Raw genomic sequence first — 23,874 nt, forward strand, 5'->3', positions numbered from 1 at the left:
GCGCCGTGCACGGGCCGGCCCGAAGCCAGTCCTGACCATCCCGCCCGGTCGCTCCGGCGGCCGGGCGGGGTGAAGGATCGGGTGGAGCAGCGGCTAGCGGAGCCGGAGTCGCAGCCGGACGAGGTCGGCGCGGTCCAGGTCGCAACCGTCCACGAGGTAATCCTCGAGCGTGCCGTAGTCGGTGACGAGCTGGTCCCGGGCGGCGTTCAGCCACGCGAGGTCGATCTCCGACCCGGCGTACGCCCGCGTGGCCAGGTAGTCGGCGTCGCGCACCTCGCGGCTGACCCCGGCGACGCTCTGCATCAGGTCGCAGACCCAGCCCGTCCGGTCCTTGCCGGCCCGGCAGTGCACGAGCACCGGGGCGTCGGAGCGGGCGACGCGGCGGAGCACCCGGCCGACCGACTTCCGGCTCGCGGCCCAGGCGACGTAACCCCGGTAGAACTCGAGGTTCTCCCCCGCGTTGTCGATGTAGTACCGGTACTTCTTCACGCCGGGGATCGACGGGTCGCCGCCCGAGTTCATCGCGATCATCGTCTCGATGCCGAGGTCGATCACGACCCGCTTCTCGAGCGCCGTGCACCCGTCCAGGTCGCCGGTGCGCCACAGGTCCCGCACCCCGACGACGGGGCGGAAGTTGCGCGAGGTGTCGAGCCGGACCCGGGGGCCGGCGGTCAGGTCGACCTTGCCCACCCCGGAGCCCCACCAGACGATGCCGCGCTCGAAGCGCTGCGCGTAGGTGTTCTTCGACGAGATCCGCCGCTTCACCTCGCCGTGCACGGCGGCACCGAGGACGCGGGCCCCGCCCGCGGCGAGGTAGGTCTCGAGGATCCGTCCGCTGACCCGCGGGGCGGCCTGGGCGGCGGGGACCCCGACCAGCGCGGTCCCGGCCAGGCCGAGGGCCCCGACGAGGGCCGTACGACGGGTGAGGGCCTGCGGGCCGACGGTCGTCGCGAGGACGGAGACCTCGGGCTGTGCGCTCATCGATGCTCCTGGATCCCGAGCGCCCCGCGGCTCTGCGACGACCGAACTGTGTGCTCCCCCGACTGGACTCGAACCAGTAACCTGCCGGTTAACAGCCGGCTGCTCTGCCAATTGAGCTACAGGGGATTGGCCTGGATGACGCTACCAGCCCTGAGGGGTGGATCCGTACTCCGACCGCAGGTCGGCCTCCGCAGCGGCGATCTCGTCGGCCACGCCGGGCTCGTTCCCGGTGAGGCCACGGGTCAGGGTGGAGTGCCAGGAGAGCGTCCCGGCGGCCCCCAGGTCGCGACGGGCGGTGACCGTGACCCCGCGCTCGCCGCGCAGCGGCACGAAACGTTCCACGGCGATGCTGGCGGCCACCCGCTCGCGGAACAGCTCCGGCAGCCGGGCCGGGTCGGCCAGCTCGACCCGACCGCGCCGCCCGCCGTAGAGCGTCCAGGACAGGCTGCGCGACTCGGCGTTCCAGCCGCCGTGCTCGATCTCGTGCCAGCCGATGTGGCGCCAGTCCCGAGGCTGGACGCCGCTGTCGGGCAGCGCGTCGGGCACCGCACCGCTCGTCCCGTCACCCCCGCCGACCGACAGCACCGACGGGCTCCCGACCGCGAAGCCGTCCTGCGACCGAGCCCAGGCCAGGATCCGGGCCGGCACGCCCTGCCGGTCGCTCAGCGAGCGACGCCAGGACGCGTGCACCTCGGGCGGCAGCCCTCGGGTGCCGAACCGGGGCCTCATCGGCGGCGTACGGCGGTGGTGAGCACGCCCTCATTCTGCCGTGGAACCCCAGGCACCCCGACCGGCCGCTGAGCGGTCCGGCCGGGGCGGGGACGACCCGCACGAGCCGGATCGCCCCCCGCGACCCGTTCGTGCCGGTACGGGGACAGCGTTGTCGACCAGACTGAACCCCTGTAGTACCGGATCGCACCATTGACACCTCATCTACTTTCGACTAGGACCAGCGTGTGCGTGTCGCCCCTCCCTCCGTCGCGGTCGACGCCCCCCTCGACCTGGCCGGCCGGCTGGCCACGGCCGGCACGCTGACCCGGCAGGTCGACACCACGCTGCCCGCGCTGGCCGAGCTGTGCGGCGCCACGGTGGCGGTGTTCGCGGTCGCCGGGTCTCACGCGGCCGGGGTCCGGTGCTGGCCGCCCGACCTGGCGTGGGCGGCGACGCTGCGCGACACGCTCAGCGCCTCCTGGGAGGACGGTGCGCTCACCCGGTGGCTCCGCGAGGTCGGGGTCGTGCCCCCGGTGTCGGCCAAGGCCGTCGCGCCGGGGTGGGGTGCCGCGCCCGGGCTGGTCCTGGAGCACCGGGGCCGGGTGCTCGGCGAGCTGCTCGTCGTCCCGGTCGCTCGTACGGGTGCCACGATCGCCACCTACCTCGCGGCGCGCTACGAGCGGCCCTTCGACGACGAGGAGCTCGCCGCCGCCCGGGCGCTCCAGCCGGTCGTGGTCGCCACGCACGGGCGCTTCCTGCGCGCTCCCGACCCGGCGCTGACCGCCCGTCAGACCGAGGTCCTGCACCTGCTCGCGGAGGGTCGGACCGTCCGGGCGGTCGGCTCGCGGCTCGGCATCAGCCAGAGCACGGTGGACAAGCACGTCCGCGACCTCTACCGCCGGCTCGGCACCCAGGACCGGGCCTCGACGGTCCGCGCCGCGGGGGCACGCGGCCTCCTCGACGGGCTGGTCGGCGAGCGCTGGCAGGACCTCCTCGTCCCCGGCGAGGCCTGACCGCGCCGCGGGCTCGCGCCGGGCCGTACAGCTCGTCACGACGCGCTCCGGGCCAGCGCGCTCGGGCAGCGCGCCCGCAGCTGCTCGAGGGCCCGCACCTCGGCCCGCCGCACCCGCCCGACCGGGACGTCCAGCTCGCGGGCGACGGACGCCAGGCTGCTCGGCGACCGGCCGCCGAAGCCGAGCCGGAGCTCGAGCACCTGCCGGTCGAAGCCGGTGAGCGTCGCCATCAGCCGCCGGGCCCACACCTCGGGCTCCCGCCGGGACGCGTCGTCGCGGTCCTCGGCCGCGTCGGAGAGCCGGTGCAGGGTCCGCTCGTCGACCTCCTCCAGGGAGCGCACGCCCCGTTGGCCGAGCAGCCCCGCCGTCCACCGCTCGTCCCGGCCGAGCGCCGTGGCCACCTCCGCGACGGTCGGCAGCCGGCCGAGCTGCTGGGTGAGGGCGCTCTCCACGCCGCGCGCGGCCCGCAGCTGGTCGTTCCGACTGACCGGGACGGTGGTCGCCGAGGCGAAGCGCGAGGTCGCCGAGCTCACGCAGGTCCGCACCCAGTAGGTCGCGTAGGTCGAGAACCGGACCCCCCGCCGGTGGTCGAAGCGCTCCACCGCCGCGATCAGCCCGAGGCAGCCCTCCTGGAACAGGTCCGCGGCCGGCGCACCGGTGCGGACGTACGGGCCGAGGACCGCGCCCACCAGGCCCAGGTTGGCGGCGACGAACTCCTGCTGCGCCCGCGCCCCCGCGCGCTCGAGCACGGCGAGCTCCTCGTCGGTCGCGTCGTTGCGCCAGGGGACGTGCGGGTCCTCGCGGGCCGCGGCGGCCAGGACGCCCGCCTCGACGGCGTCGGCCCACGCCGCCACCTGGGAGGTCGCGTAGGGGTGCTGGGTCGGGGCGGGTGCGCTCACGACCGGAGTCTGGTGACGCGCAGCGGGACGCGCCGCCCGCCGGGAGGTGGCTGTGGAGAACCGGCCGGGTCAGCTCCGCCCTGTGGAGGAGCGGCTCAGTCCTGCGCGCCGATGCTGCGCGTCTGGAGGGCCTTGCGGCGCGCCTCGAGGACCACGAGCTCGGAGAACATCGCGTTGTACTTCTGCTGCGCGGAGACGGGGTTCGTCCGCTGCAGCCGCGACTTCAGGGTCGCGATGCTGCGCATCACCGTCAGCAGCTGCAGCCCGGCCGTGTGGGCGACGACGAAGCGCTCGTCGGGGGCACCCTGCAGCGGCAGGGGCTCGACGGAGAGCGCGACGACGAGCGACCGCACCCGCTCGTCCTCCACGGCGTCGCTGACCCGCTGCGTCCACTCCCCCGGGCCGTCGTCCGCCACGGCCTTCTCCACGCCGGTGAAGACCGCCGCGTACGCCGGGTGGGTGAAGTCGGCCGGGCTCAGCCCGTCCCAGTGCTCCGGGAACTGCTCGGGCGCCTGGACGAGCAGCTGCGCCGTCTCCCGCTCGAGGGCGAGATGGCGGTCGCGCGGGTCCGGGATCGGGATCCCGGTCGGCTTCGGCTCCGGCGGGGCCGCCACCGGCTCGGGCGCCGGGGCGCGACGGCTGGACCGGGACGCCGCGCGGGAGACCTCGGCCCGGACCTCGTCGGGGTCCATCCCCAGCAGCCCGGCGAGCTCGCGGGCGTAGCCGTTGACCAGGCTCGAGTCGCGGATGCTCCCGACCAGGGGCGCCGTGGCCCGCAGCGCCTCGAGCCGGCCGTCGGCGCGGTCGAGGTCGTGAGAACCGAGCATGTTGCTCATCACGAAGCGGTAGAGCGGCATCCGGCGCGCGACCAGCTCGCGAACGGCCGCGTCGCCGTGCTGCAGCCGCAGGTCGCACGGGTCGAGGCCGGTGGGCTCGACGGCGACGTACGTCTGGGTGATGAAGTTCTGGTCGCCGGCGAAGACCTTGAGGGCGGCGTTCTGCCCCGCCCGGTCGCCGTCGAAGGTGAAGATCACCTCGCCGTGGAACGCGTCGTGGTCGCCCATCAGCCGGCGGAGCAGCCGGGCGTGGTCGTCGCCGAAGGCCGTCCCGCAGACCGCCACCGCGGTGTCCACGCCGGAGAGGTGCGCGGCCATCACGTCGGTGTAGCCCTCGACCACCACGGCCTGGCTCTTGGCGCTGATCTGCTTGCGGGCCAGGTCGAGGCCGTAGAGGACGTGCGACTTCTTGTAGAGCGGCGTCTCGGGGGTGTTGAGGTACTTGGCCGGCATCCGGTCGTCGTCGCGCAGCCGCCGGGCGCCGAAGCCCAGCACCTGCTTGCCGGAGTCGCGGATCGGCCAGAGCAGGCGACCCTGGAAGAAGTCCCAGCCCGACTCGCGGGTCAGCCCCGCCTTGACCAGCTCGGTGTCGGAGAAGCCCCGCCCGCGCAGGTGCTTCAGCAGCGCCTTGCCGTCGGTGGGGGCGAAGCCGACGCCGAACCGTTCCGCGGCGGCCCGGTCGAAGCCACGCCCGCCCAGGAACTGCCGCCCGATCAGCGCGTCGGGCGTCGAGAGCTGCTCGGTGTAGAACTCCTCGGCGGCCTGGTTGGCCTCCATCAGCCGCAGCCGCAGCCCCGGCTCCTGGCGCGGGCCGCTCTGCTCGGTGTAGCGCAGCACGATGCCGACCCGGTCGGCCAGGCGCTCCACCGCCTCGGCGAAGGACAGGCTGTCGATCTTCTGCTGGAACGTGATGACGTCGCCGCCCTCGCCGCACCCGAAGCAGTAGAAGAACCCACGCGCCGGCGTGACCTGGAAGCTCGGTGTCTTCTCGTCGTGGAAGGGGCACAGGCCCTTGAGGGACCCGCCGCCCGCGTTGCGCAGCGCGACGTACGAGCCCACGACCTCGTCGATCCGGGCGCGTTCCCGGACGGCGACGACGTCCTCGTCGTTGATCCGCCCGGCCACGTCGGGAGTCTAGTGGCGCCGTTCGCGCTCGCCCCGGTTGTGCACAGGCCCCGTCCGCGGCCCGTCAGCGGGAGGCGGACTCGGCCCGCGCGGGAATGGGCACAGGGGGCTCGAGGGGTGGGTGGCGGGCGCGCCACCAGGGCGCGAGACGTTCCAGGGGGGCAAAGGCGAGCCAGCAGACGACCGTCGGGGCGAAGTGGATGTAGAGCATCGCCACGGTGAAGACGTGGAAGCCCATCCAGAACAGGGCTGCGCAGAGCAGCGCACGACCGCGCAGCCACAGCACGACGACCGAGCCGAGCTCGGCCAGGATCGAGAACCACTGCATCACGTGCAGGACGCCCGGGTACGGGATCAGCAGCTGCCCGAGCCCGTGCGGCCGCCGGACGACCGCCCACAGCAGGATGTAGCTCTCCGGCCACCCGGTCAGGCTCCACCCGCGCGGGTCGTTGCTGATCTTGGTCAGCGCCGAGAGGAAGTAGGTGCCGATGACGGCGATCTGCACCACCTTGAGCGCCCAGCCCGCCTGGGCGGAGCGTCGCCCGGAGGACCAGCCGCCCGGGACCGCGCCGACCGTCGGGAGCACCCACAGCGCGACGACCAGGGCGAGGTGGTCGTGGTCGACCTTGCCGTAGCTGAAGCCGATGGCGACCCACCAGGTGAACGCGGCGGCGACGACCCAGCCGGTCGACCGTGGCGCACGTCCGGTCAGCCCGGCGACGCAGCCGGCGACGAGGACGGCGTACAGGCCCCAGGCCAGCGGGAGGCTCGGCGGCGGCAGGTGCAGCACCTCGGCGAAGATCAGCGGCCGGTAGAGGTCGGGGTGGTGACTGAGCGGGATCGGGTCGCGGACGATCAGGTGCATGTCGAGCAGCACGAAGACGTAGAGCACCCGGCGCAGGACCGCCACCCGGGCCTCGGGGAGGACGGGCGCGAACCAGCCGGCCACCGACCCCGGACGGGGCGTGCTCACGGCGTGACCCGCCACTGGGCGAGCGGGACCTCGTCGCGGGACACGACCCTGCCCTTGTGCAGGTAGCTCCGGTCCTGGACGAGGAGGACCTCGACGGGGCGGGGCTGGTCGGGGTGGCGAGAGCTCCAGCCGTCGCTGACCGCCCGGAGCAGGCTCGGGTCGCGCTCGAAGCGCGGGATCTGCGCCTCGACCTCGGCGCGGCTGATGCCGGCCGTCTCGACCCGCAGCGGCAGCTCGATGCGCGAACCGTCCGGCATCAGCCCGTAGGTGCGGGTGACGAGGACCGTGTCGTTCGGACCGGGGCGGAACGCGTACTGCGACAGCGGCCCCAGGGGCCAGGCGTCGTCCTTCACGGCCAGCGAGGTCGACCCGTGCACCAGCAGGACGACGAGGACGATCGCGGCGAACACCCGCCAGGCCAGCGATCCGCGGCTGATCGGCCGCACGTCGACGTCGGACCCGCTCACGTCGGCGATTGAAGCACGCAGCAGGCTACGAGGCCGTCACCGATGAGGATCGTGCACCGATGTCGGTGCACGATCCTCATCGCTGTCGGGTGTGTTCCTAGCCGGCCGCGTTCAGGCGGGCCAGCTCGTCGCTGCTCAGCTCGAGGTCGGCGGCGGTGGCGGAGTCGGTGATCGTCTCCGGACGCGAGGCGCCCGGGATCGGGATCACGACGTCGGCCAGCGCGAGCTCCCAGGCCAGGCACACGACCTGCGGGCTGACGCCGCGCTCCGACGCGACCTCGGCGAACGGCGCGAACTTGTCGCCCAGCCCCGCCGCGTTGGTGATGCCGCCGAGCGGGCTCCACGGCAGGAACGCGATGCCGAGCTCGGCGCACAGCTCGAGCTCGCCCTGGCTGGTGCGGAACGACGGGCTGAACTGGTTCTGCACCGAGGCGAGACGGCCGTCGAGGAGGTCGTTGGCCTGCCGGATCTGGTCGACGTCGGTGTTCGAGACGCCGGCGAGGGCGATCAGGCCCTCGTCGAGCAGCTCCTTCAGGACGCCGACGGACTCCTCGAAGGGGACCTCGGGGTCGGGACGGTGGAACTGGTAGAGCCCGATCTGCTCGACGCCGAGGCGCTTCGCCGACTCCTGCGCGGCCTGACGGAGGTGCTTGGCGCTGCCGTCGGCGGTCCAGCTGCCGTCGCCCGGACGCAGGTGCCCGCCCTTGGTGGCCACGACCACGTCGTCGGTCGACCCGCCGTACGACTTCAGCGCCTCGGCGATGAGCGACTCGTTGTGGCCGACCTCGTCGCCGTGCCAGTGGTAGGCGTCGGCGGTGTCGATCAGGGTGATGCCGGCGTCGAGCGCGGCGTGGATGGTGGCGATGGACCGGGGGCGGTCCGGGCGGCCCTCGATGGACATGGGCATGCCGCCGAGGCCGATCGCAGAGACGGACCGGCCGGCGAGAGTGCGTTGCTTCATAGCTCCTGCTTACCCGCCCGGGCGCAGTCTCTACCCGCCCGGGCGCAGGGGCAGACGCTCCGAGGCCCACCCGAGGTCGCGGACGGCCAGGTCGAAGGCGAACCGGTCCGTCATCCCCGCCACGTACGTCACCGCGGTCAGCACCGGGTCGTCGGTCGGGACCACCGTTCCGGGCAGTGCCCCGGGATGGGCCGTGAAGTGCTCGACCAGCGCCTGCAGCACCTCGACCACCGCCCGCGACTGGGCCAGCGACTCGGGCCGGACGTAGATCCGCTCGTAGTTGAACGCCCGCAGCGAGGCCAGCGCCGCAGCCGAGTCGGCCGCCATCCCGACCTCGCCGTGCTCGGCCACCCCGGCCACCACCGCGCGGACGAAGTGCCCCAGCTGCTCGCGCCGCGACCGCCCGGCCACGTCCGCGACGGCGTCGGGGATCTCGTCCGTGCCCAGGATCCCGGCGTGGACGGCGTCCTCGAGGTCGTGGGCGCAGTAGGCGATCCGGTCGGCCCAGCTGACGATCTCCCCCTCGACGGTGCTCGGTGCCGGGCGGGACCAGGAGTGGTTCCGGATGCCGTCGAGCGTCTGGGCGCAGAGGTTGAGGTCGAGCAGGGAGACGTCGGCGCCCCACGGGCCGTGGTCGAAGCCGCCGGGCACGTACGCGTCGAACGCGTCCTCGCTGGCGTGCCCGCCGGGGCCGTGGCCGCAGTCGTGGCCCAGGGCGATCGCCTCGGCCAGCGCCACGTTCACGCCGACGCCGCGGGCGATCGACGTCGCCACCTGCGCGACCTCGAGGGCGTGCGTCAGCCGCGTCCGCTGGTGGTCGGTCGGGTGCACGACGACCTGGGTCTTGCCCGCCAGCCGGCGGAACGCGGTCGAGTGCACGATCCGGTCCCGGTCCCGCTCGAAGCAGGTCCGCTCGGCGTCGGGCTCCTCGGGCCGGACGCGGTCCCCCGCCCCCGCGGCGAGGGTCGCGCCGGAGCGCAGCGACTCCCGCTCGTACGCCTCCCGCGTCAGCCGGTCGACCGTCCGGCCGGGCCCGACGTGCCCGTGCGACCCGGCGTGGGCGCGGACGAGGCCCTCGGCCGCGTGGCCGTGCATGGTCGTCGCCCACTGCTGGGCGCGCGCCGAGGGCTCGGGCCCGTCGACCGAGCCTGTCCTGAGCTTGTCGAAGGGCTCAGGGCGCAACGGGTCAGCCACCCGAGACGTGCTCGTCGTCGTCGAGGTCCAGAGTGGCGCCGCTGGTGTCGTCGAGCCAGTGCTCGGGCAGCGCGACCTTGCTCTTCGGCGCACCCTGGCGGCCGCGCGGCGTCCCCAGCTCGGTGACCGGGAAGGCCAGGTCGGGGTCGAGCCCGGCCAGCGCGGCGTCGAGCTCGGCGAACGACGACACCATGGCCAGCGCGCGCCGGGTGTCGCCGCCGACGGGATAGCCCTTGAGGTACCAGGCCATGTGCTTGCGCAGGTCGGTCAGCGCGCGGCGTTCACCCTGCTCGGGGTCGGTCTGGAGCCCGGCGAGCAGCTCGGCGTGCCGGCGGATGGTCACGGCGACCTCACCGGAGGTCGGCAGGGCACGACGCTCCGAGTCGCTCCCTGAACCGTCCCCCTGCAGCGCCACCGCGAGGTCGTGGAACAACCACGGCCGACCCAGGCAGCCACGGCCCACGACGACGCCGTCGGCGCCGGTCTGGTCGAGCATGCGGCGGGCGTCCTCGGCCTCCCAGACGTCGCCGTTGCCGAGCACCGGGATGGAGACGTGCTCCTTGAGCTTGGCGATGGTCGACCAGTCGGCGTGGCCGGAGTAGGACTGCTGCGCCGTACGCCCGTGCAGCGCGATGGAGGCGCAGCCCTCCTCCTCCGCGATGGTGCCGGCGTCGAGGTAGGTCTGGTGCGCGTCGTCGATCCCGACGCGGGTCTTCATCGTGACGGGGACGCCGTACGGGCGCGCGGCCGCGACGACGGCCCGCAGGATCGAGCGCAGCCGGTCCCGCTTGTACGGCAGCGCCGCTCCCCCGCCCTTGCGGGTGACCTTGGGGACCGGGCAGCCGAAGTTCAGGTCGACGTGGCCCACGCCGAAGCGCTCGCAGAGGATCGCCGTCGCGTCGGCCATCGTGACGGGGTCGACGCCGTAGAGCTGCACGCTCCGGGTCGTCTCCCCGGGGTCGAACTGCAGCATCTCCATCGTCTTGCGGTCCCCGGCCACGATCCCGCGGCTGGTGATCATCTCGCAGACGAACAACCCGTCCGTCCCGCCGCCGGCCTCGTGCTGCTCGCGGCAGAGCTGCCGGTAGGCCGCGTTCGTCACCCCCGCCATGGGGGCGAGCTCGACGACCGGGGCCGCCGCAGCCCAGGGGCCGGTTCTCGTCGAGAGCCCGGTCATCAGCAGCCCGGGAGCCGCGCGCCGAGGTACGCGACGACCTGGTCGAGCGCGACACGCTCCTGGGTCATCTCGTCACGGGAGCGGATCGTGACCGCGTCGTCCTCGAGGGTGTCGAAGTCGACCGTGACGCAGAAGGGGGTCCCGATCTCGTCCTGACGGCGGTAGCGGCGCCCGATGGCCTGGGCGTCGTCGAAGTCGACGTTCCAGCTCTTGCGCAGCTCGGCCGCGAGGTCGCGCGCCTTGGGCGACAGGGCCTCGTTGCGCGACAGCGGCAGCACGGCGGCCTTGACCGGCGCGAGGCGCGGGTCGAGCTTGAGCACGGTGCGCTTGTCGACGCCGCCCTTGGTGTTCGGCGCCTCGTCCTCGGTGTACGCGTCGATGAGGAACGCCATCAGCGAGCGGGTCAGCCCCGCCGCCGGCTCGATCACGTACGGGACGAAGCGGTCGCCGCTCGCCTGGTCGAAGTAGGACAGGTCGTTGCCGGAGTGCTCCGAGTGGGTCTTGAGGTCGAAGTCGGTCCGGTTGGCGACGCCCTCCAGCTCGCCCCACTCGCTGCCGGCGAAGCCGAAGCGGTACTCGATGTCGACCGTGCGCTTGGAGTAGTGCGACAGCTTCTCCGCCGGGTGCTCGAAGTGGCGCAGGTTGGCCGCGTCGACGCCGAGGTCGGTGTACCAGCGGGTGCGCTCGTCGATCCAGTACTGGTGCCACTCCTCGTCGGTGCCGGGCACGACGAAGAACTCCATCTCCATCTGCTCGAACTCGCGGGTGCGGAAGATGAAGTTGCCGGGCGTGATCTCGTTGCGGAAGCTCTTGCCGACCTGGCCGATGCCGAACGGCGGCTTCTTGCGCGTGGTCTGCACGACGTTGGCGAAGTTGACGAAGATGCCCTGCGCGGTCTCCGGGCGCAGGTAGTGCAGCCCGGACTCGTCCTCGACCGGGCCGAGGTAGGTCTTGAGCATCATGTTGAAGTCGCGCGGCGCGGTCCACTGCCCGCGCGTGCCGCAGTTGGGGCACGGCACCGAGGTCAGCTCGACGGTGTCGGGGTCGTCGACCTTGTGCTTCTCCGCGTAGCCCTCCTGCAGGTGGTCCGCGCGGAACCGCTTGTGGCAGTGGAGGCACTCGACCAGCGGGTCGGTGAACACGCCGACGTGGCCCGAGGCGACCCAGACCTGGCGCGGCAGGATCACCGAGGAGTCGAGGCCGACGACGTCGTCGCGGCTCTGCACGACGCTGCGCCACCACTGGCGCTTGATGTTCTCCTTGAGCTCGGTGCCCAGCGGGCCGTAGTCCCAGGCCGACCGCGTCCCGCCGTAGATCTCGCCCGAGGGGAAGACGAAGCCCCGGCGCTTGCACAGGCTGATGACGTTGTCGAGGGTCGTGGGGGCCACGAGGAGAGCTCCAAACAAGACGGTGGGGCGCGGTCGTACGCCGCCCCCGGCTGGGACGGCACGACGCCTGAGCCTAGTGCCGGTGTCGAAGGCAGCGGTTCTCGGCGTCGCGACACCGGAGGTTCTTTTCTCACGCCGCTGGGCCGGCGGACGGGCCGTGAGCGATGATCCTCCGGTGACGGGGGTCCCACGCGTGCTGCTGCCGGCCCTGCTGGCCCTCGCGCTCGCCGGGTGCGGCACGATCCCTCCGCCGGCCTCTCCGCCCGCTCCGGCCGCGACCGCCCCGGGCCCGTCGCTGACGAGCGACCCCAGCGCGAGCTCCACCACGTCGAGCCCCACGGCGCGCCCGAGCGTCTCGGCCACGTCGAGCCCGACGCCCAGGCCGACGAGGCCCACGAAGGCCGCGCCCACCCCGCCGCCGGACACCTGGGTCGGGCACTTCAAGGGCCACGAGGTCTGGGTCCCCCGCGGGCACGGGGCCGCGGTGTCCTTCACCTTCGACGACGGGCCCTGGCCCGGCTCCACGTCGCAGGTGCTCGGCCTGCTGGCCCAGCACCACGTGCACGCCGTCTTCTGCCTCATCGGCGACCAGGCCAAGACCTACCCCTCGCTGGTCAAGAAGGAGGTGGCGGGCGGGCACGAGCTGTGCGACCACAGCCGCGACCACGACCTGACGATGAACAAGAAGGGCCGGAAGTACGTCGACGCCGAGGTCGCCGACGGGCTCGCCGACGTCCGGGCGGCCGCCCCGCACGGCACCCCGGTGACGTTCTACCGGCAGCCGGGCGGGCTGTGGGACCCGACGGTGGTCAAGGCGATGGACGCCCACGGGCTCGACCCGCTGCGCTGGTCGGACGATCCGCGCGACTGGTCCCGGCCGGGCAGCGCGGTCATCGTGCACCGCGTGGTCTCGCACCTGCACCCGGGCGTGGTGATCCTGATGCACGACGGGGGCGGGGACCGGTCGCAGTCGGTCGAGGCCCTCCGCTTCCTCCTCGACGCGGTCGTCGCCGCCGGCTGGCACCCGGTGCTCGCGCCGCACGTCAAGCTGTCGGCCAAGGCGGCCGCCCGGCCGCAATGAGCCACGCCCGCCGCTCCTCCCGCAGCCGAGCCCGACGTCCGCGAGGAAGTGGGCCGATCAGCCGGCGCCTGCAGGTCCTCCTGGCGTTGGCCGCCGGCCTCGTCGTGATGGCCCTCGTCGCCACGGCCGTCGTCGTCCTGGCCGGGCACGAGCGGCCCGTCGCCGCCCCGCCGGCCGACCCCTCCGGCTGCGCGGCCATGACCGTGCCGGTGCGCTACCAGGTCAACCCGGCCACCCGGACCGGGCTCTTCACCACCACCGCGAGCGGCGCGACCACGGCGCGCGAGACCGGCTGGACGCAGGACGAGGGGGTCCTCTTCCGCGCGGCGACCGGTCCGACCCCGGGGCTCGTCGCGGTCCACCAGCTGCGCAAGGGCGAGGGCGACCAGCTCTGGACCGCGGACGCCGACGAGGTCACCGAGGCGGTGCGGAGCTGGGGCTACGTGGACCAGGGCGTCGTCGCGTACGTCGCGCGGGCCGCGAGCCCCTGCACCGTCCAGGTGCAACGGTTCCAGGCCGGCGGGGTGCACCGCTACGCGACCACCGCGGCCGGGCGCACCGCGCTGCGCGGGGGCGGCTGGGCCGCCGAGGGGTCCTTCTACGCCGCCCGGCCCGAGGCCGCCGCGTCGCCTGGCCCGACCTTCAGCGGGGAGAGCGACCCGCCCGGCGAGACGGTCATCGACGCCCGCTTCGACGAGGAGACCCTCGGACCGGTCACGCCGGACTCGTTCATCCGTGCGGTGGGCAAGACCAACCGCTCCGACGCGGAGTACGACTCGATGACGTACGAGCGCGAGCCCCAGGGGCGCAGCCGCTTCGTCCGCACCCACCTGGCAGCGCACCGCATCCTCGACCGCAACGACGCTCCCGGCGACGGCAACGTCCTCGTCGTCCCGCTCGAGGACCAGAGCCGGGACTCCGCCTGCGTCACGTACGACGTGCGCTTCTCCCCCGGCTTCGAGGTCTCGGCCGGGGGCAAGCTCCCGGGGCTGCTCGGCGTCGCGCCGGGCGTCTCGCCCGCCACGCCGACCGGCGGCGGCAAGACCGACCACGGCTGGTCCGGCCGGGTCATGTGGCTGGGGCCCAAGCTCTTCCGGTTCGTGCGCGAGTCCGGCCAGCCCGACCTCGCGGTCACCTACCTCTACCACCCGGGCCAGGCCGGCACGTTCGGCGACGACGTGAGCTGGGGGCGCAGCATCGTCGACGGGACCTGGCACACGCTGCGCCAGTGCTACAGGCTCAACACGATCGGCCAGGCCGACGGCCGGCTGCAGGCCTGGGTCGACGGCGTCGGGGTCCTTGACCGCAGCGACGTCGTCTACCGCACCGACCACGCGGTGCACGTCACCCACCTCGACTGGTCGATCTTCCGGGGCGGCGACAACGACGACTGGACCGCAAGCTCCGGCGGCGACGTCGACCTCGACAACCTCGTGGTGACGGTGGCCTGAGCCCGCCGACAGGCTCAGGGAGCGAAGGGCGGGACGGACCCGCGCGCGAGGTTGGGACCGACCAGGTGAGGGTCCTCGTACGCGGTGGGCTCGTCGATCGCCCGCGACAGCAGCGGCACGACCACCGAGCGCGACTCGATCCCCGAGAGCGCGCGGCGGTAGGAGCCGACGTCGTCCCAGCGCGCGGTGATGGTCCAGAGCTCCTGCTCGTCCAGGTTCCGCGCGAAGTCGAGCGAGCGCAGCCCGCCCCGCTGCCGCAGGACCCCGATCGCCGCCTCCGCCTGCGCGACGAACGCCTCCGTCTCCTGCTCGGGCACCTGGAAGCGCGTCACGACGATCACGGGGTGAGTATCGCCGTGAGCCGGCCACGAGGTCGAGGAACGCTCCCTGAGCTTGTCGAAGGGCCTCGAAGAGGTTGGCTCTCACCGACCCCGGGTTCTCGGACGCCGACCACTTCGTGGCCCTTCGACAGGCTCAGGGAGCGTTTCCTCCTGGCCGTATCCGGCCCTTCGCCAGCCTTCAGAAGGCGGTGTCCGGCCTGGTCAGGCAGGCAAACGTTGTCAGTCCCCGCTCGTGACCGGATCGACAGCAGGGTGTCACCTGCGCGAAACCCAACGGCCACCTGGACGCCCTAGGTTCGGTGAACTCGGGACCGCTCCTCCTCCTCCGTCCGTCCGCTCCGCCGCTGCAACGCCCGCTCCCGACGACCTGACGGAGGCACTGATGATCGAGCACGTCGACCCCTTCATCGGGTCCTCCGCGACCGAGCTGCCCCCGCCGGTGGGCCTCGCCGCGTCGTGGTGGTGGCCCAAGCCGCAGGTCGGCAACACGCACCCGGGCGCGACGTACCCCTTCGGGATGGTCTCGGCCTGCTCCTACTCCGGCGCCTACCCGACGGGCTACGGCCTCTACGAGCTCAACACCGAGGGCGTCCCGCCGCGCCTGCTGGAGGAGCCGGTCGCGTCCGGCTTCACGCACTTCCAGCAGTCGGGGACGGGCGCGATCCGCAAGTACTACAACTACTTCCGCGTCACCCCGATGCTCGAGCCGCTCGACGCCCTCGGCACCAACTGGCCGATCTCGGACGAGGAGGCCGAACCCGGCTACTACGCCTGCACCCTCGGCGCGGGCTCGCCCTCGGCCGCCGGCCCCCGGACCGGTGGGGAGGGCATCCGCTGCGAGCTCACGGTCGGGCCCAAGAGCGCGGTCCACCGCTACACGTTCCCCGCCCACGCCGACGCGCGGCTGGTGATCGACTTCTCGATGGGCGGGCTGGCGATCCCGTACGGGGCGACGGTCCCGCTGCGCGCGCACCTGGAGACGATCAGCCCCGGCGTCGCGAACGCCGAGATCGTCGTCGAGGGCACCCCGCTGGCCACGCACGTCGAGCTCGACGGCGGCGACTGGCCGCAGCTGCTCTGGTACGACCGCCGCCTCATGCAGGGCGGCACCCGGATGGACTTCGACCGGATCCGCCCGACCACCCTGCGCCCGTTCGGTCTGATGTGGCGCGGGCGGGCCGAGCCAGGCCAGGTCGTGGAGGTGCGCTTCGGCTTCTCGCTGCGCGGCACGGCGCAGGCGCGCATGAACCTGCGGCGCGACAACGCCGCCCGCGAGCAGATCGAGGTCCGCCGGCCCGATCTCCCGGAGGACCCGACGCTCGCCGTCGCCGGACCGGCCGCGTTCGAGGGCCGACGCGCCGGCACCGCCGCCGTGTGGCGCGAGCACCTGGCGCGGATCAGGGTCGAGACGCCGTCGGCGACGCGGCGCAAGATCTTCTCCAGCGCGCTCTACCACGGGATGATCAAGCCCTGCTTCGCCGTCGACGAGAGCCCGTTCTGGCCCTCGAACGGGCCGTTTGCCTTCGACATCTGCACGATGTGGGACATCTACCGCACGCAGCTGCCGCTGCTGACGGCGCTGTTCCCGGCCCGCGCGGTCGAGCTGGCGAACGCGCTGCTCAACGTCTGCGAGGAGGAGGGCAACCTCCCGATCGGCTACCGGATGGCCAAGGGCGTGGACCGCTTCTCGCGCCAGGGCAGCGCGCTGGCGCAGACGTTCCTGGCCGACCTGTGCACCCTCGGCCTGCCCGGCATCGACTGGGACTGGGCCCTGGTGCACATGGACAACGATCTCCGACGCGCGTACGGGGAGGAGTTCCTGCTCCGCGGCGTGGCCCACCCGGTCACGCACACTCTCGACCTGGCCTTCGGCTACCACTGCACGGCCAAGGTCGCGCGCCACGTGGGCGACACGGCACTCGCCGGGCAGCTCGAGGAGCTCGCCACGCGGTGGGTGAACGCGTTCGACGCCGTCAGCGGCCTGCTCGTCGACTCCTCGTTCTACGAGGGCGGCAAGTGGAACTACTCGTTCCGCGTCCTGCACGACATGGCCGCGCGCATCGACCTCGCGGGCGGCGAGGACGCGTACCTGGCGATGCTCGACACGTTCTTCGGCTTCGGGGCGGGGGCGGTGACCCAGGTCGGCGAGCGCCCCAGCGTCGCCGAGCTCGCCGCCGGCTACGCCCTCAACCGCTTCGAGGGCCTCAACAACGAGCCCGACATGGAGGCCCCGTGGGCCTACCACTACCTCGGGCGCCCGGACCGGACCGCGGAGATCGTCCACGGGGTCGTCGAGAACATGTTCGGCCTCGGCCGCGGCGGGCTGCCCGGCAACGACGACTCCGGCGGCTTGAGCTCCTGGTACGTCTGGGCCAGCCTCGGGCTGTTCCCCGTCGCGGGCCAGGGCCTCTACCTGATCAACGCGCCGTCGTTCTCGTGGTCGCGCCTCCGGCTCGGCCGCGAGCAGCTCGACATCACCACCACCGGGTTCCTCGAGCCCGGCCCGGACCGCCCGCCGCAGTACGTCCAGTCCGTCCGGTTCAACGACCAGCCGTGGGAGCAGAGCTGGGTCTCGACCCGCGACCTGCACCGCGGCGGCACCCTGCAGATCGACCTCGGGCCCACGCCGTCCGCGTGGGGCACCACCACCCGACCCCCGTCCGTCACCCCACCCGGAGCCGGTCACCGCGAGCCCTCGGCCGCGCCCGTCCCCGTCACCACCACAGGCTGAAGAGCAGCAGGCTGAGAGGAGCCGGAATGACCCCGCCCCTGGAAGGTTCCCGTCCGCCGCGACGTCGCCGGCCCCGCGCCCGTACGCGGCGCCGCCTGGTGATCGTCGTCCGTGCCGACCCGGTCATCTGCGGCCACTCCGGCGAGGCGCGCAACCTCGCCGAGGCGGCGCTGCTGCGCGGCTTCAGCGAGGTGAAGATCGTGACCTGGCCGGTCGAGCGCCTCGTCGCCGCGGGCCTGCCGCTCAAGCCGCTGGAGAGCGTCCAGCCCTACAGCGACGGCATCGAGGTCGAGCGGCCCGAGCCCGTGGGCGACTACCGCGTGCCGGACGGGCGCTACCTGTCGGGCCTGGTCGGCCGGCTGGTCGAGCTGTTCACCGACGGCGTCCCGACCGTGGCGATGTCGCTGTACCTCAGCCCGCACACGCTCGCGGTGAGCGAGGCCGTCCGGGTCGCGCGGGAGACCGGGCTGCCGGTGAACGTGACGACCATCGCCGAGGCCGTCGGCTCCGACGTGACCAACGTCGTCCGCACCTGCGTGGAGAAGGAGCAGTTCGGCGCCGCCGCGCAGGTCCTGACCGCGTTCCTGGGCAGCGACGTGCCCGTCGCCGTCTCGGAGTACACCCGCGACCTCGTCGTCTCCTCCGCCGAGGCGATCGACGCGCGGCACGGCACCCGCTTCGCCGACCGGTGCCGCGAGCGGGTCGCGATCTCGTACCCGGCGATCAACACGGCCGACTACCTGGACCTCGACCCGGCGGCCACCACCGAGGTCCTCGCCGCCCGCGGCCTGACGCCCGGCTCGTACGTGCTCTACCTCTCCCGGCTCGCGCGGGCCAAGGGCGTGGACGACCTCATCGCCGGTTTCGCGGCCAGCCCGACCGCCGCGGGCAAGACGCTCGTGATCGCCGGCAACGGTCCCGACGCGGCCGAGCTCCACGCGGTCGCCGCCGCCTCGAGCGCGGCCGACCGCATCCGCTTCCTCGACGACGTGAGCGACGACGAGAAGCCGGCCCTGATGGCCGGCTGCGCGACGTTCGTGCTGCCGAGCAAGCCGATGCCCGAGTTCGTCGAGACGTTCGGGATCGCCCTGGTGGAGAAGATGCTCGCCGGCGGCGGGCCCGTCATCACGTGCGACACCGGCGGGATCGGCGAGGCCGTCGGCGAGACCGCGCTGATCGTCCCGGTCGAGGACCCGCAGGCCATCGCCGACGCCCTCGACGAAGCCCTCGGCCTGCCCGACATCGAGCGCGAGATGATGGAGCTCGCGGCCCGCGACCACGCCCGCCAGTTCGACCGACTGACCGTCTTCGACCGGTTGCTCGCCCGTCTCCCCGCCCCGCAGGTCGCTGCCCTGGGCGCCTTCTGACCCCCATCCTCTTCCGGAAAGTGGTCACTCCGACCCCGGAACTGGCCTTGGACGGGGCCCGGAGTGACCACTTTCGGGACAGGTCGGGCCACACTGGGGCGGTGCCCGACACCGCCCCGTCCCCGCTGCGCGCCCGCCTCGAGGTCGTGAGCCGGCCCGCGCTCGTCCGGCTCACCGCCCTGCCCAAGCAGGCCGTCCCGCTGGCGACGGTCGCGCTCTTCGCCGTCGCCGTCCTCGCCCCGGCACCGGTGGCGCTGGTGGCGCTCGTGCTCATCGGGCTGTTCCTGGTCTGGCTGACGTTCCTCGCCTGGCCGGCCCTCAGCGCCGGCGGCAAGCTCATGCGCCTGGTGATGGTCGGGCTGGTCGTCGTCCTCGGAGCCACCCGCTTCTGAGGGGGTGACGAGCCGGCGCAGCAGACCCTAGGATGCGGCTGAGAAAGCACCGCGCTTCTCTCAGTTGCTTGCGCGGCCCACTCCGCCCCCGAGGAGCTCCCGTGCACCGCTTCGTCTCCGCTCTTGTCACGACCACGCTGGCCGCCGGTCTGCTGACCGTCGCCCCGGCGGCCTGGGCGGACGACTGCCCCGACCCGGGTGCGCCGATCACCGGCGTCTCCCCCACCCCTGACGACGTGGTCCTCGGGCCGCTGGCCTCGACGTCGACGCGGGTGTTCGTCGACGGCTACGCCGGGTGCTTCAGCTCCTTCGAGAACCCGTACGTCCGCGTGCTGGCGCCGCACCGCGAGATCATCGTCGACCTCTCGGAGGGCCCCCCGCCGTTCGACGGCGGCGTGGAGTACGAGGGCCAGCTCACGATCGACACCTCCGAGCTGGAGGACGCCGACGCGGGCACCTGGCTGCTCTCCTTCGAGGCCGAGGGTCGCCGCTACGCCGAGCGCAGCTTCAGCGTGCGCCGGGCCAGCACGTTGTCGTTCAACGCCGGCCCGGAGCCCGTCCGACGCAAGGTCACCTTCGCCGGCAAGCTGCGCCGCGCGAGCTGGGAGCGGAGCCGCTTCGAGGGCGTGAAGGGCGAGCGGGTCCGCATCCTGCGCCTCGGCCCGGTCGAGACGCCGAACCCGAAGCGGGTCGCCCTGCTGACGACCGAGAAGAAGGGGAAGTACAGCAACAAGCAGCCCTTCCCCGGCACCGACCGCTACCAGGCCACGTACGCCGGCACCGCGGCGGTCGCCGCCGTCAGCTCGCGGGTCGACGCCGTCGCCTCGCGGGCCGACGCCGTGAAGAGCGGAGGCTGACGACCCGCGAGGCGACCGGGCGGGGCTAGCGGTCCTGGATCACGTCGCCGGTGCCGGCGTCGAGGGTGACCTCGCGCTCGCCACCGCCGGCCGCCCGCACCTCGGCGTCCCAGACGACCCGGCCGCGGTCGGTGTCGAGCTTGAGCTCGCTGATGGTGCCGCCGGCGACGGTGCTCGGCAGGGCGTCCACCGCGGCGGCGTAGTCGAGCTTTGCGCCTGCGACGCGGGCCAGGTTCTCGCGCCGGTCGCCGGCGTCCTGGCGGTCGAGCGCAGACGTCCGGACCACGCTGGCGCCGTCGGCGCTGACGTCGACGTCCTGCTCGTCGCCGTCACCGTTGACGAGCTGGACCTCCCACACCGTCGTGCCGCCGTCGGTGTCGGTCTCGATCGAGACGAGCGTGGAGCCCGAGACCTCGGCGACCGCGGTCTTCCCGGCGGCGACGAGCGCGGCGCCGTTGCCCGCGGTCGAGGACGCCGTGGCGCTCGGCGTGCTGCTCGGGGCGGCGCTGTCGGCCGGGGGCGGCGGGGCCGAGGTCGAGCTGGAGGGGGCCGGTGCGGTGGCCGGCGACTCCGTGGTGTCGGCGCCGCAGCCGACGAGCGCGAAGGCGGCGAGGCCGGCCACGGTGACGGCGCCACGGCGCAGCGGCCGGACGTGGGAGCGGACGAGGGGCGAGGCGAGAGGTCCCATCACGGCAGATTAGGTAGACCGTTCAACTCTCCATAGCCCTTCGCACTACTGCGGCGGGACCTCGTTCGGGACCGCTCCGCCGTAGCGACGGTCGCGGTCGGCGTACAGCTGGATCGCGTGCCACAGGTCGCGCCGGTCGAAGTCGGGCCAGAGCCGGTCGAGGAACACGAGCTCGGCGTACGCGCTCTGCCAGAGCAGGAAGTTCGACGTGCGCTGCTCGCCGGAGGACCGGACGAACAGGTCGACGTCGGGGATCTCCGGCTCGTCGAGGTACCGCCGGAAGCGTTCCTCGGTGAGCTTGGCCGGGTCCAGCCGCCCGGCGGCCGCGTCGGTCGCGATCGCCCGGACGGCGTCGACGATCTCGGCGCGCCCGCCGTAGTTCACGCAGAACTGCAGGGTCAGCACGTCGTTGTCGACCGTCTGCGCCTCCGCGCTCTCGAGCTCGGAGATCACGCTGCGCCACAGCCGCGGCCGACGCCCGGCCCAGCGCACCCGGACGCCCATCGCGTCGAGCTGGTCGCGCCGACGGTGGATCACGTCGCGGTTGAAGCCCATCAGCCACCGGACCTCCTCCGGCGAGCGCCGCCAGTTCTCGGTGGAGAACGCGTACGCCGACAGGTACTTGACCCCGATCTGGATGGCACCCGAGATCACGTCGAAGAGCGCGTCCTCGCCGCGGGCGTGGCCCTCGGTGCGCGACAGACCCCTCTGCTTGGCCCAGCGCCCGTTGCCGTCCATGACGATCGCGACGTGCTGCGGAACCTTCGCGGCGTCGATCGCCGGCGGGAGCGCGCCCTCGCGATGCGGGGCGGGCGGGCCGGGCGGACCCGTGCGCCGCGCCGCCGGCTCTCTCTTCCGGGACAGTCTTGGCACGCTTGGGACAATAACGGGGTGCCCACCTACCGCGACCACGCCGTGGTGCTGCGGACGCACAAGCTGGGCGAGGCCGACCGCATCATCACGCTGCTGAGCCGCGGCCGGGGCAAGGTCCGCGCCGTCGCCCGCGGGGTCCGGCGGACCTCGTCGAAGTTCGGCGCGCGGCTCGAGCCGTTCAGCCACATCGACGTCCAGCTCGCCACCGGGCACTCCCTCGACGTCGTCGCCCAGGTCGAGTCGCTGGACGCCTTCGGCGGGCCGCTGAGCGCCGACTACCCCGCGTACACGGCGGGTCAGGTCATGCTCGAGACGGCCGACCGGCTCGTCGTCGAGGAGGGCGAGCCCGCGCTGCAGCACTACCGGCTGCTCGTCGGCGCGCTCCGCGCCCTGGGCTCGGGCACCTCCGACGGACCGCGGCCGCCGACCCTGGTGCTCGACTCCTACCTGCTGCGGGCCCTGTCCGTCGCGGGCTACGCGCCGTCGTTCCGCGACTGCGCGCTCTGCGGGCTCGAGGGCCCGCACGCGGCCTTCTCCCCCTCGGCCGGCGGCGCCGTCTGCGAACGCTGCCGCCCGCCCGGCTCGGCCCGGCCCTCGCCGGACACCCTCGAGCTGCTCGGGGCCCTGCTCGAGGGGCGCTGGGCCGCGACCCGCGACGTCGCCCCGCGGGCCGCCCGCGAGGCCAGCGGGCTGACGTCGGCCTTCACCACGTGGCACCTCGACCGCTCGCTCCGCTCGATGGCGCATGTCGAGCGTTGACCCGCGCTGGCCGCCGCCCTCGACGGGCCCCGAACGGCTGACGTCCCGACCACGCCGCCCCGCGTACGTCTACCTCCTCGCCGCCGTCGTCACGCTCGCCCTCGTCGCGTCCCTGCTGCTGCCGCTCGGGCTCGCCGCCGTCTGGCGCCGCGTCGCACCGGACCTGTCGCCGGCGGCCTCAGGTCCGGCGAACGGTTCCGTGATCGACGGCTCGCGCGGCGTCGGGGACCCCTACTACCCCGGCGCGGGCAACGGCGGCTACGACGTCTCGCGCTACCAGATCGGGGTCAGCTGGGACCCGCGCACCGAGGTCCTGAGCGGCACCACGACGATCTCGGCGCGCTCCCTCCAGGGCCTCCACAGCTTCTTCCTCGACCTGCGCCTCAACATCACCGAGGTCACCGTCGACGGCCAGGACGCGGGCCTGGCCAAGGACGGCGACGCGAACTGGCGGGTCACGCCCGCCCAGCCGATCGCGGCCGGGGACGACTTCACGGTGGAGGTCGCGTACGACGGCGAGCCCGGCGACGTCACCGACACCGACGGCGGCCACCCCTGGACGCGCACCGGTCAGGAGTGGCTGGTCTCGGGCGAGCCGGAGAGCGCCGCGTGGTGGTTCCCCTCGAACGACCACCCCTCCGACCCGGCGCTCATGGACATCTCGATCCGCGTCCCGCGCGGCCTGCAGGCGGTCAGCGTCGGGCGCCTGGTCACCGCGGACAGCGGGACCGAGGCCGACTGGGACACCTGGCACTGGGTGTCGCGGCAGCCGATGGCGACCTACCTGACCTTCGCCGCGATCGGCGGCTTCGCGCTGGAGCAGGGCGTGGTGGACGGCCTGCCGTACGTCTACGCGGTCAGCGACCAGCTGTCGGCCGACGACCGGCGGACGGCGTTCGCCGCGCTCCAGACCTCCGCCGCGAAGGTCCGCGTGCTCGCCGGCCTCTTCGGGCCGTACCCCTTCACCGAGCTGGGCGGCATCGTCGTCGCCGACGCCGACCTGCCCTTCGACGGGCTGGAGGCGCAGACCCGACCGGTCTACAAGGCGCGCTCGATCGTCGACCCGCGCTACGCCGACGAGCTGGTGACCCACGAGCTCGCGCACATGTGGTTCGGCGACAACGTCACCGTGCGGCAGTGGAACGACATCTTCGACTCCGAGGCGTACGCGTCCTGGGCGGCCTGGGCCTGGCAGGAGCGCAACGGCGGCCCGACCGCACAGAGCGAGCTGACGCGGATCTTCGCCCGGGCCCGTGACGCCCGGGACTTCTGGCGCGTGACCATGATCGACCCGGGCCGGCGGAACATGTTCACCACGGTCTACCTCCGCGGCCCGATGACGCTGCAGGCGCTGCGCAACGTGATGGGCGACGAGGCCTTCACCCGGCTCAACGTCGAGTGGGCGCAGGACCCGGGCACCCGGAGCCTGGAGGACTGGATGGCCAAGGCGCAGTCCCTCACAGCGACCGACCTCGAACCGTTCTTCCAGGCCTGGATCTACGCCGGCGTCGCCCCCGCGCAGACGGCGGCCAACGGCCTCGCCTGAGGAGTCCACCCCCGGAGCGACCACTGGTCAGCCAGGTCGAGTGACCAGTGGTCACCTCGAGCC

General features: G+C 73.4%; 22 protein-coding genes and 1 tRNA gene. 9 read left to right on the plus strand and 14 right to left on the minus strand.

Annotated elements, in window-relative coordinates:
* Positions 1 to 93 precede the first annotated feature (93 nt).
* From FHX39_RS14390 to FHX39_RS14400, 3 genes are all read right to left on the minus strand, one after another.
* A complete protein-coding gene (locus FHX39_RS14390) occupies positions 94 to 981 on the minus strand; it encodes a tyrosine-protein phosphatase (protein ID WP_183339502.1) in 888 nt (295 codons plus the stop codon).
* Positions 982 to 1,034: 53 nt separating this feature from the next.
* Positions 1,035 to 1,107, minus strand: a tRNA-Asn gene (locus FHX39_RS14395).
* 15 nt (positions 1,108 to 1,122) lie between these two features.
* On the minus strand, positions 1,123 to 1,710 hold the full coding sequence (locus FHX39_RS14400) for a hypothetical protein (RefSeq protein ID WP_183339504.1): 588 nt from the start codon (positions 1,708 to 1,710) through the stop codon (positions 1,123 to 1,125).
* Positions 1,711 to 1,937: 227 nt separating this feature from the next.
* On the opposite strand from FHX39_RS14400, the gene FHX39_RS22210 reads away from it, so the two are divergent.
* The gene (locus FHX39_RS22210) at positions 1,938 to 2,705 is read left to right on the plus strand and encodes a helix-turn-helix transcriptional regulator (RefSeq protein WP_183339506.1); all 768 of its coding nucleotides are present in this window, start codon (positions 1,938 to 1,940) and stop codon (positions 2,703 to 2,705) included.
* 35 nt (positions 2,706 to 2,740) lie between these two features.
* Here the strand turns inward: FHX39_RS22210 and FHX39_RS14410 are convergent, their stop codons facing one another.
* The 8 genes from FHX39_RS14410 to FHX39_RS14445 all read right to left on the minus strand — a co-directional run bounded on the left by FHX39_RS14410 (position 2,741) and on the right by FHX39_RS14445 (position 11,725).
* On the minus strand, positions 2,741 to 3,604 hold the full coding sequence (locus FHX39_RS14410) for a sigma-70 family RNA polymerase sigma factor (RefSeq protein WP_183339508.1): 864 nt from the start codon (positions 3,602 to 3,604) through the stop codon (positions 2,741 to 2,743).
* A 95-nt stretch (positions 3,605 to 3,699) separates the two neighbouring features.
* A complete protein-coding gene (dnaG, locus tag FHX39_RS14415) occupies positions 3,700 to 5,565 on the minus strand; it encodes a DNA primase (protein WP_183339510.1) in 1,866 nt (621 codons plus the stop codon).
* A 64-nt stretch (positions 5,566 to 5,629) separates the two neighbouring features.
* Entirely contained in the window at positions 5,630 to 6,538 is a 909-nt protein-coding gene (locus tag FHX39_RS14420; RefSeq protein WP_183339512.1) for a hypothetical protein, read from the minus strand.
* Entirely contained in the window at positions 6,535 to 7,005 is a 471-nt protein-coding gene (locus FHX39_RS14425; RefSeq protein WP_183339514.1) for a hypothetical protein, read from the minus strand. The genes FHX39_RS14420 and FHX39_RS14425 overlap by 4 nt, the downstream gene beginning before the upstream one ends.
* Before the next feature lie 97 nt (positions 7,006 to 7,102).
* Complete coding sequence (locus tag FHX39_RS14430; protein WP_183339516.1) at positions 7,103 to 7,966, minus strand: aldo/keto reductase; 864 nt, start codon at positions 7,964 to 7,966, stop codon at positions 7,103 to 7,105.
* Positions 7,967 to 7,996: 30 nt separating this feature from the next.
* A complete protein-coding gene (locus FHX39_RS14435; RefSeq protein WP_183341475.1) occupies positions 7,997 to 9,061 on the minus strand; it encodes an HD domain-containing protein in 1,065 nt (354 codons plus the stop codon).
* Between the two features lie 91 nt (positions 9,062 to 9,152).
* Positions 9,153 to 10,337 (minus strand): tRNA dihydrouridine synthase DusB, encoded by a 1,185-nt coding sequence (gene dusB, locus FHX39_RS14440; protein ID WP_183339518.1) that lies wholly within the window; start codon positions 10,335 to 10,337, stop codon positions 9,153 to 9,155.
* A complete protein-coding gene (locus tag FHX39_RS14445) occupies positions 10,337 to 11,725 on the minus strand; it encodes a glycine--tRNA ligase (RefSeq protein WP_332836844.1) in 1,389 nt (462 codons plus the stop codon). Before FHX39_RS14445 ends, dusB begins: the two co-directional genes overlap by 1 nt.
* A 175-nt stretch (positions 11,726 to 11,900) precedes the next feature.
* Between FHX39_RS14445 and FHX39_RS14450 the strand changes: the two genes are divergently transcribed.
* A complete protein-coding gene (locus FHX39_RS14450; protein WP_183339522.1) occupies positions 11,901 to 12,806 on the plus strand; it encodes a polysaccharide deacetylase family protein in 906 nt (301 codons plus the stop codon).
* Positions 12,807 to 12,892: 86 nt separating this feature from the next.
* On the plus strand, positions 12,893 to 14,257 hold the full coding sequence (locus tag FHX39_RS14455) for a polysaccharide lyase (protein WP_232530633.1): 1,365 nt from the start codon (positions 12,893 to 12,895) through the stop codon (positions 14,255 to 14,257).
* 14 nt (positions 14,258 to 14,271) lie between these two features.
* Here FHX39_RS14455 and FHX39_RS14460 read toward each other — a convergent pair whose 3' ends face one another.
* A complete protein-coding gene (locus FHX39_RS14460; RefSeq protein ID WP_183339526.1) occupies positions 14,272 to 14,598 on the minus strand; it encodes an antibiotic biosynthesis monooxygenase family protein in 327 nt (108 codons plus the stop codon).
* A gap of 382 nt (positions 14,599 to 14,980) precedes the next feature.
* On the opposite strand from FHX39_RS14460, the gene FHX39_RS14465 reads away from it, so the two are divergent.
* From FHX39_RS14465 to FHX39_RS14480, 4 genes are all read left to right on the plus strand, one after another.
* Positions 14,981 to 17,329, plus strand: coding sequence for a glycoside hydrolase domain-containing protein (locus FHX39_RS14465; RefSeq protein ID WP_183339528.1), 2,349 nt, complete (start codon positions 14,981 to 14,983; stop codon positions 17,327 to 17,329).
* 26 nt (positions 17,330 to 17,355) lie between these two features.
* On the plus strand, positions 17,356 to 18,696 hold the full coding sequence (locus tag FHX39_RS14470; protein WP_183339530.1) for a glycosyltransferase: 1,341 nt from the start codon (positions 17,356 to 17,358) through the stop codon (positions 18,694 to 18,696).
* Positions 18,697 to 18,797: 101 nt separating this feature from the next.
* On the plus strand, positions 18,798 to 19,088 hold the full coding sequence (locus FHX39_RS14475) for a DUF6703 family protein (protein WP_183339532.1): 291 nt from the start codon (positions 18,798 to 18,800) through the stop codon (positions 19,086 to 19,088).
* 101 nt (positions 19,089 to 19,189) lie between these two features.
* On the plus strand, positions 19,190 to 19,945 hold the full coding sequence (locus tag FHX39_RS14480) for a hypothetical protein (protein WP_183339534.1): 756 nt from the start codon (positions 19,190 to 19,192) through the stop codon (positions 19,943 to 19,945).
* 25 nt (positions 19,946 to 19,970) lie between these two features.
* On the opposite strand, the gene FHX39_RS14485 is transcribed toward FHX39_RS14480, so the two are convergent.
* Together FHX39_RS14485 and FHX39_RS14490 are read right to left on the minus strand one after the other, a co-directional pair.
* Positions 19,971 to 20,633: a PepSY domain-containing protein gene (locus tag FHX39_RS14485; RefSeq protein ID WP_183339536.1), complete on the minus strand. Its 663-nt coding sequence runs from the start codon at positions 20,631 to 20,633 to the stop codon at positions 19,971 to 19,973.
* Positions 20,634 to 20,678: 45 nt separating this feature from the next.
* Entirely contained in the window at positions 20,679 to 21,497 is an 819-nt protein-coding gene (locus FHX39_RS14490) for an isoprenyl transferase (protein WP_183341477.1), read from the minus strand.
* A 27-nt stretch (positions 21,498 to 21,524) separates the two neighbouring features.
* On the opposite strand from FHX39_RS14490, the gene recO reads away from it, so the two are divergent.
* The gene (gene recO / locus FHX39_RS14495; protein WP_183339538.1) at positions 21,525 to 22,265 is read left to right on the plus strand and encodes a DNA repair protein RecO; all 741 of its coding nucleotides are present in this window, start codon (positions 21,525 to 21,527) and stop codon (positions 22,263 to 22,265) included.
* On the plus strand, positions 22,252 to 23,811 hold the full coding sequence (locus tag FHX39_RS14500; protein ID WP_183339540.1) for a M1 family metallopeptidase: 1,560 nt from the start codon (positions 22,252 to 22,254) through the stop codon (positions 23,809 to 23,811). The genes recO and FHX39_RS14500 overlap by 14 nt, the downstream gene beginning before the upstream one ends.
* Positions 23,812 to 23,874 lie beyond the last annotated feature (63 nt).

This window comes from Microlunatus antarcticus, from assembly GCF_014193425.1.
GTDB lineage: Bacteria > Actinomycetota > Actinomycetes > Propionibacteriales > Propionibacteriaceae > Microlunatus > Microlunatus antarcticus.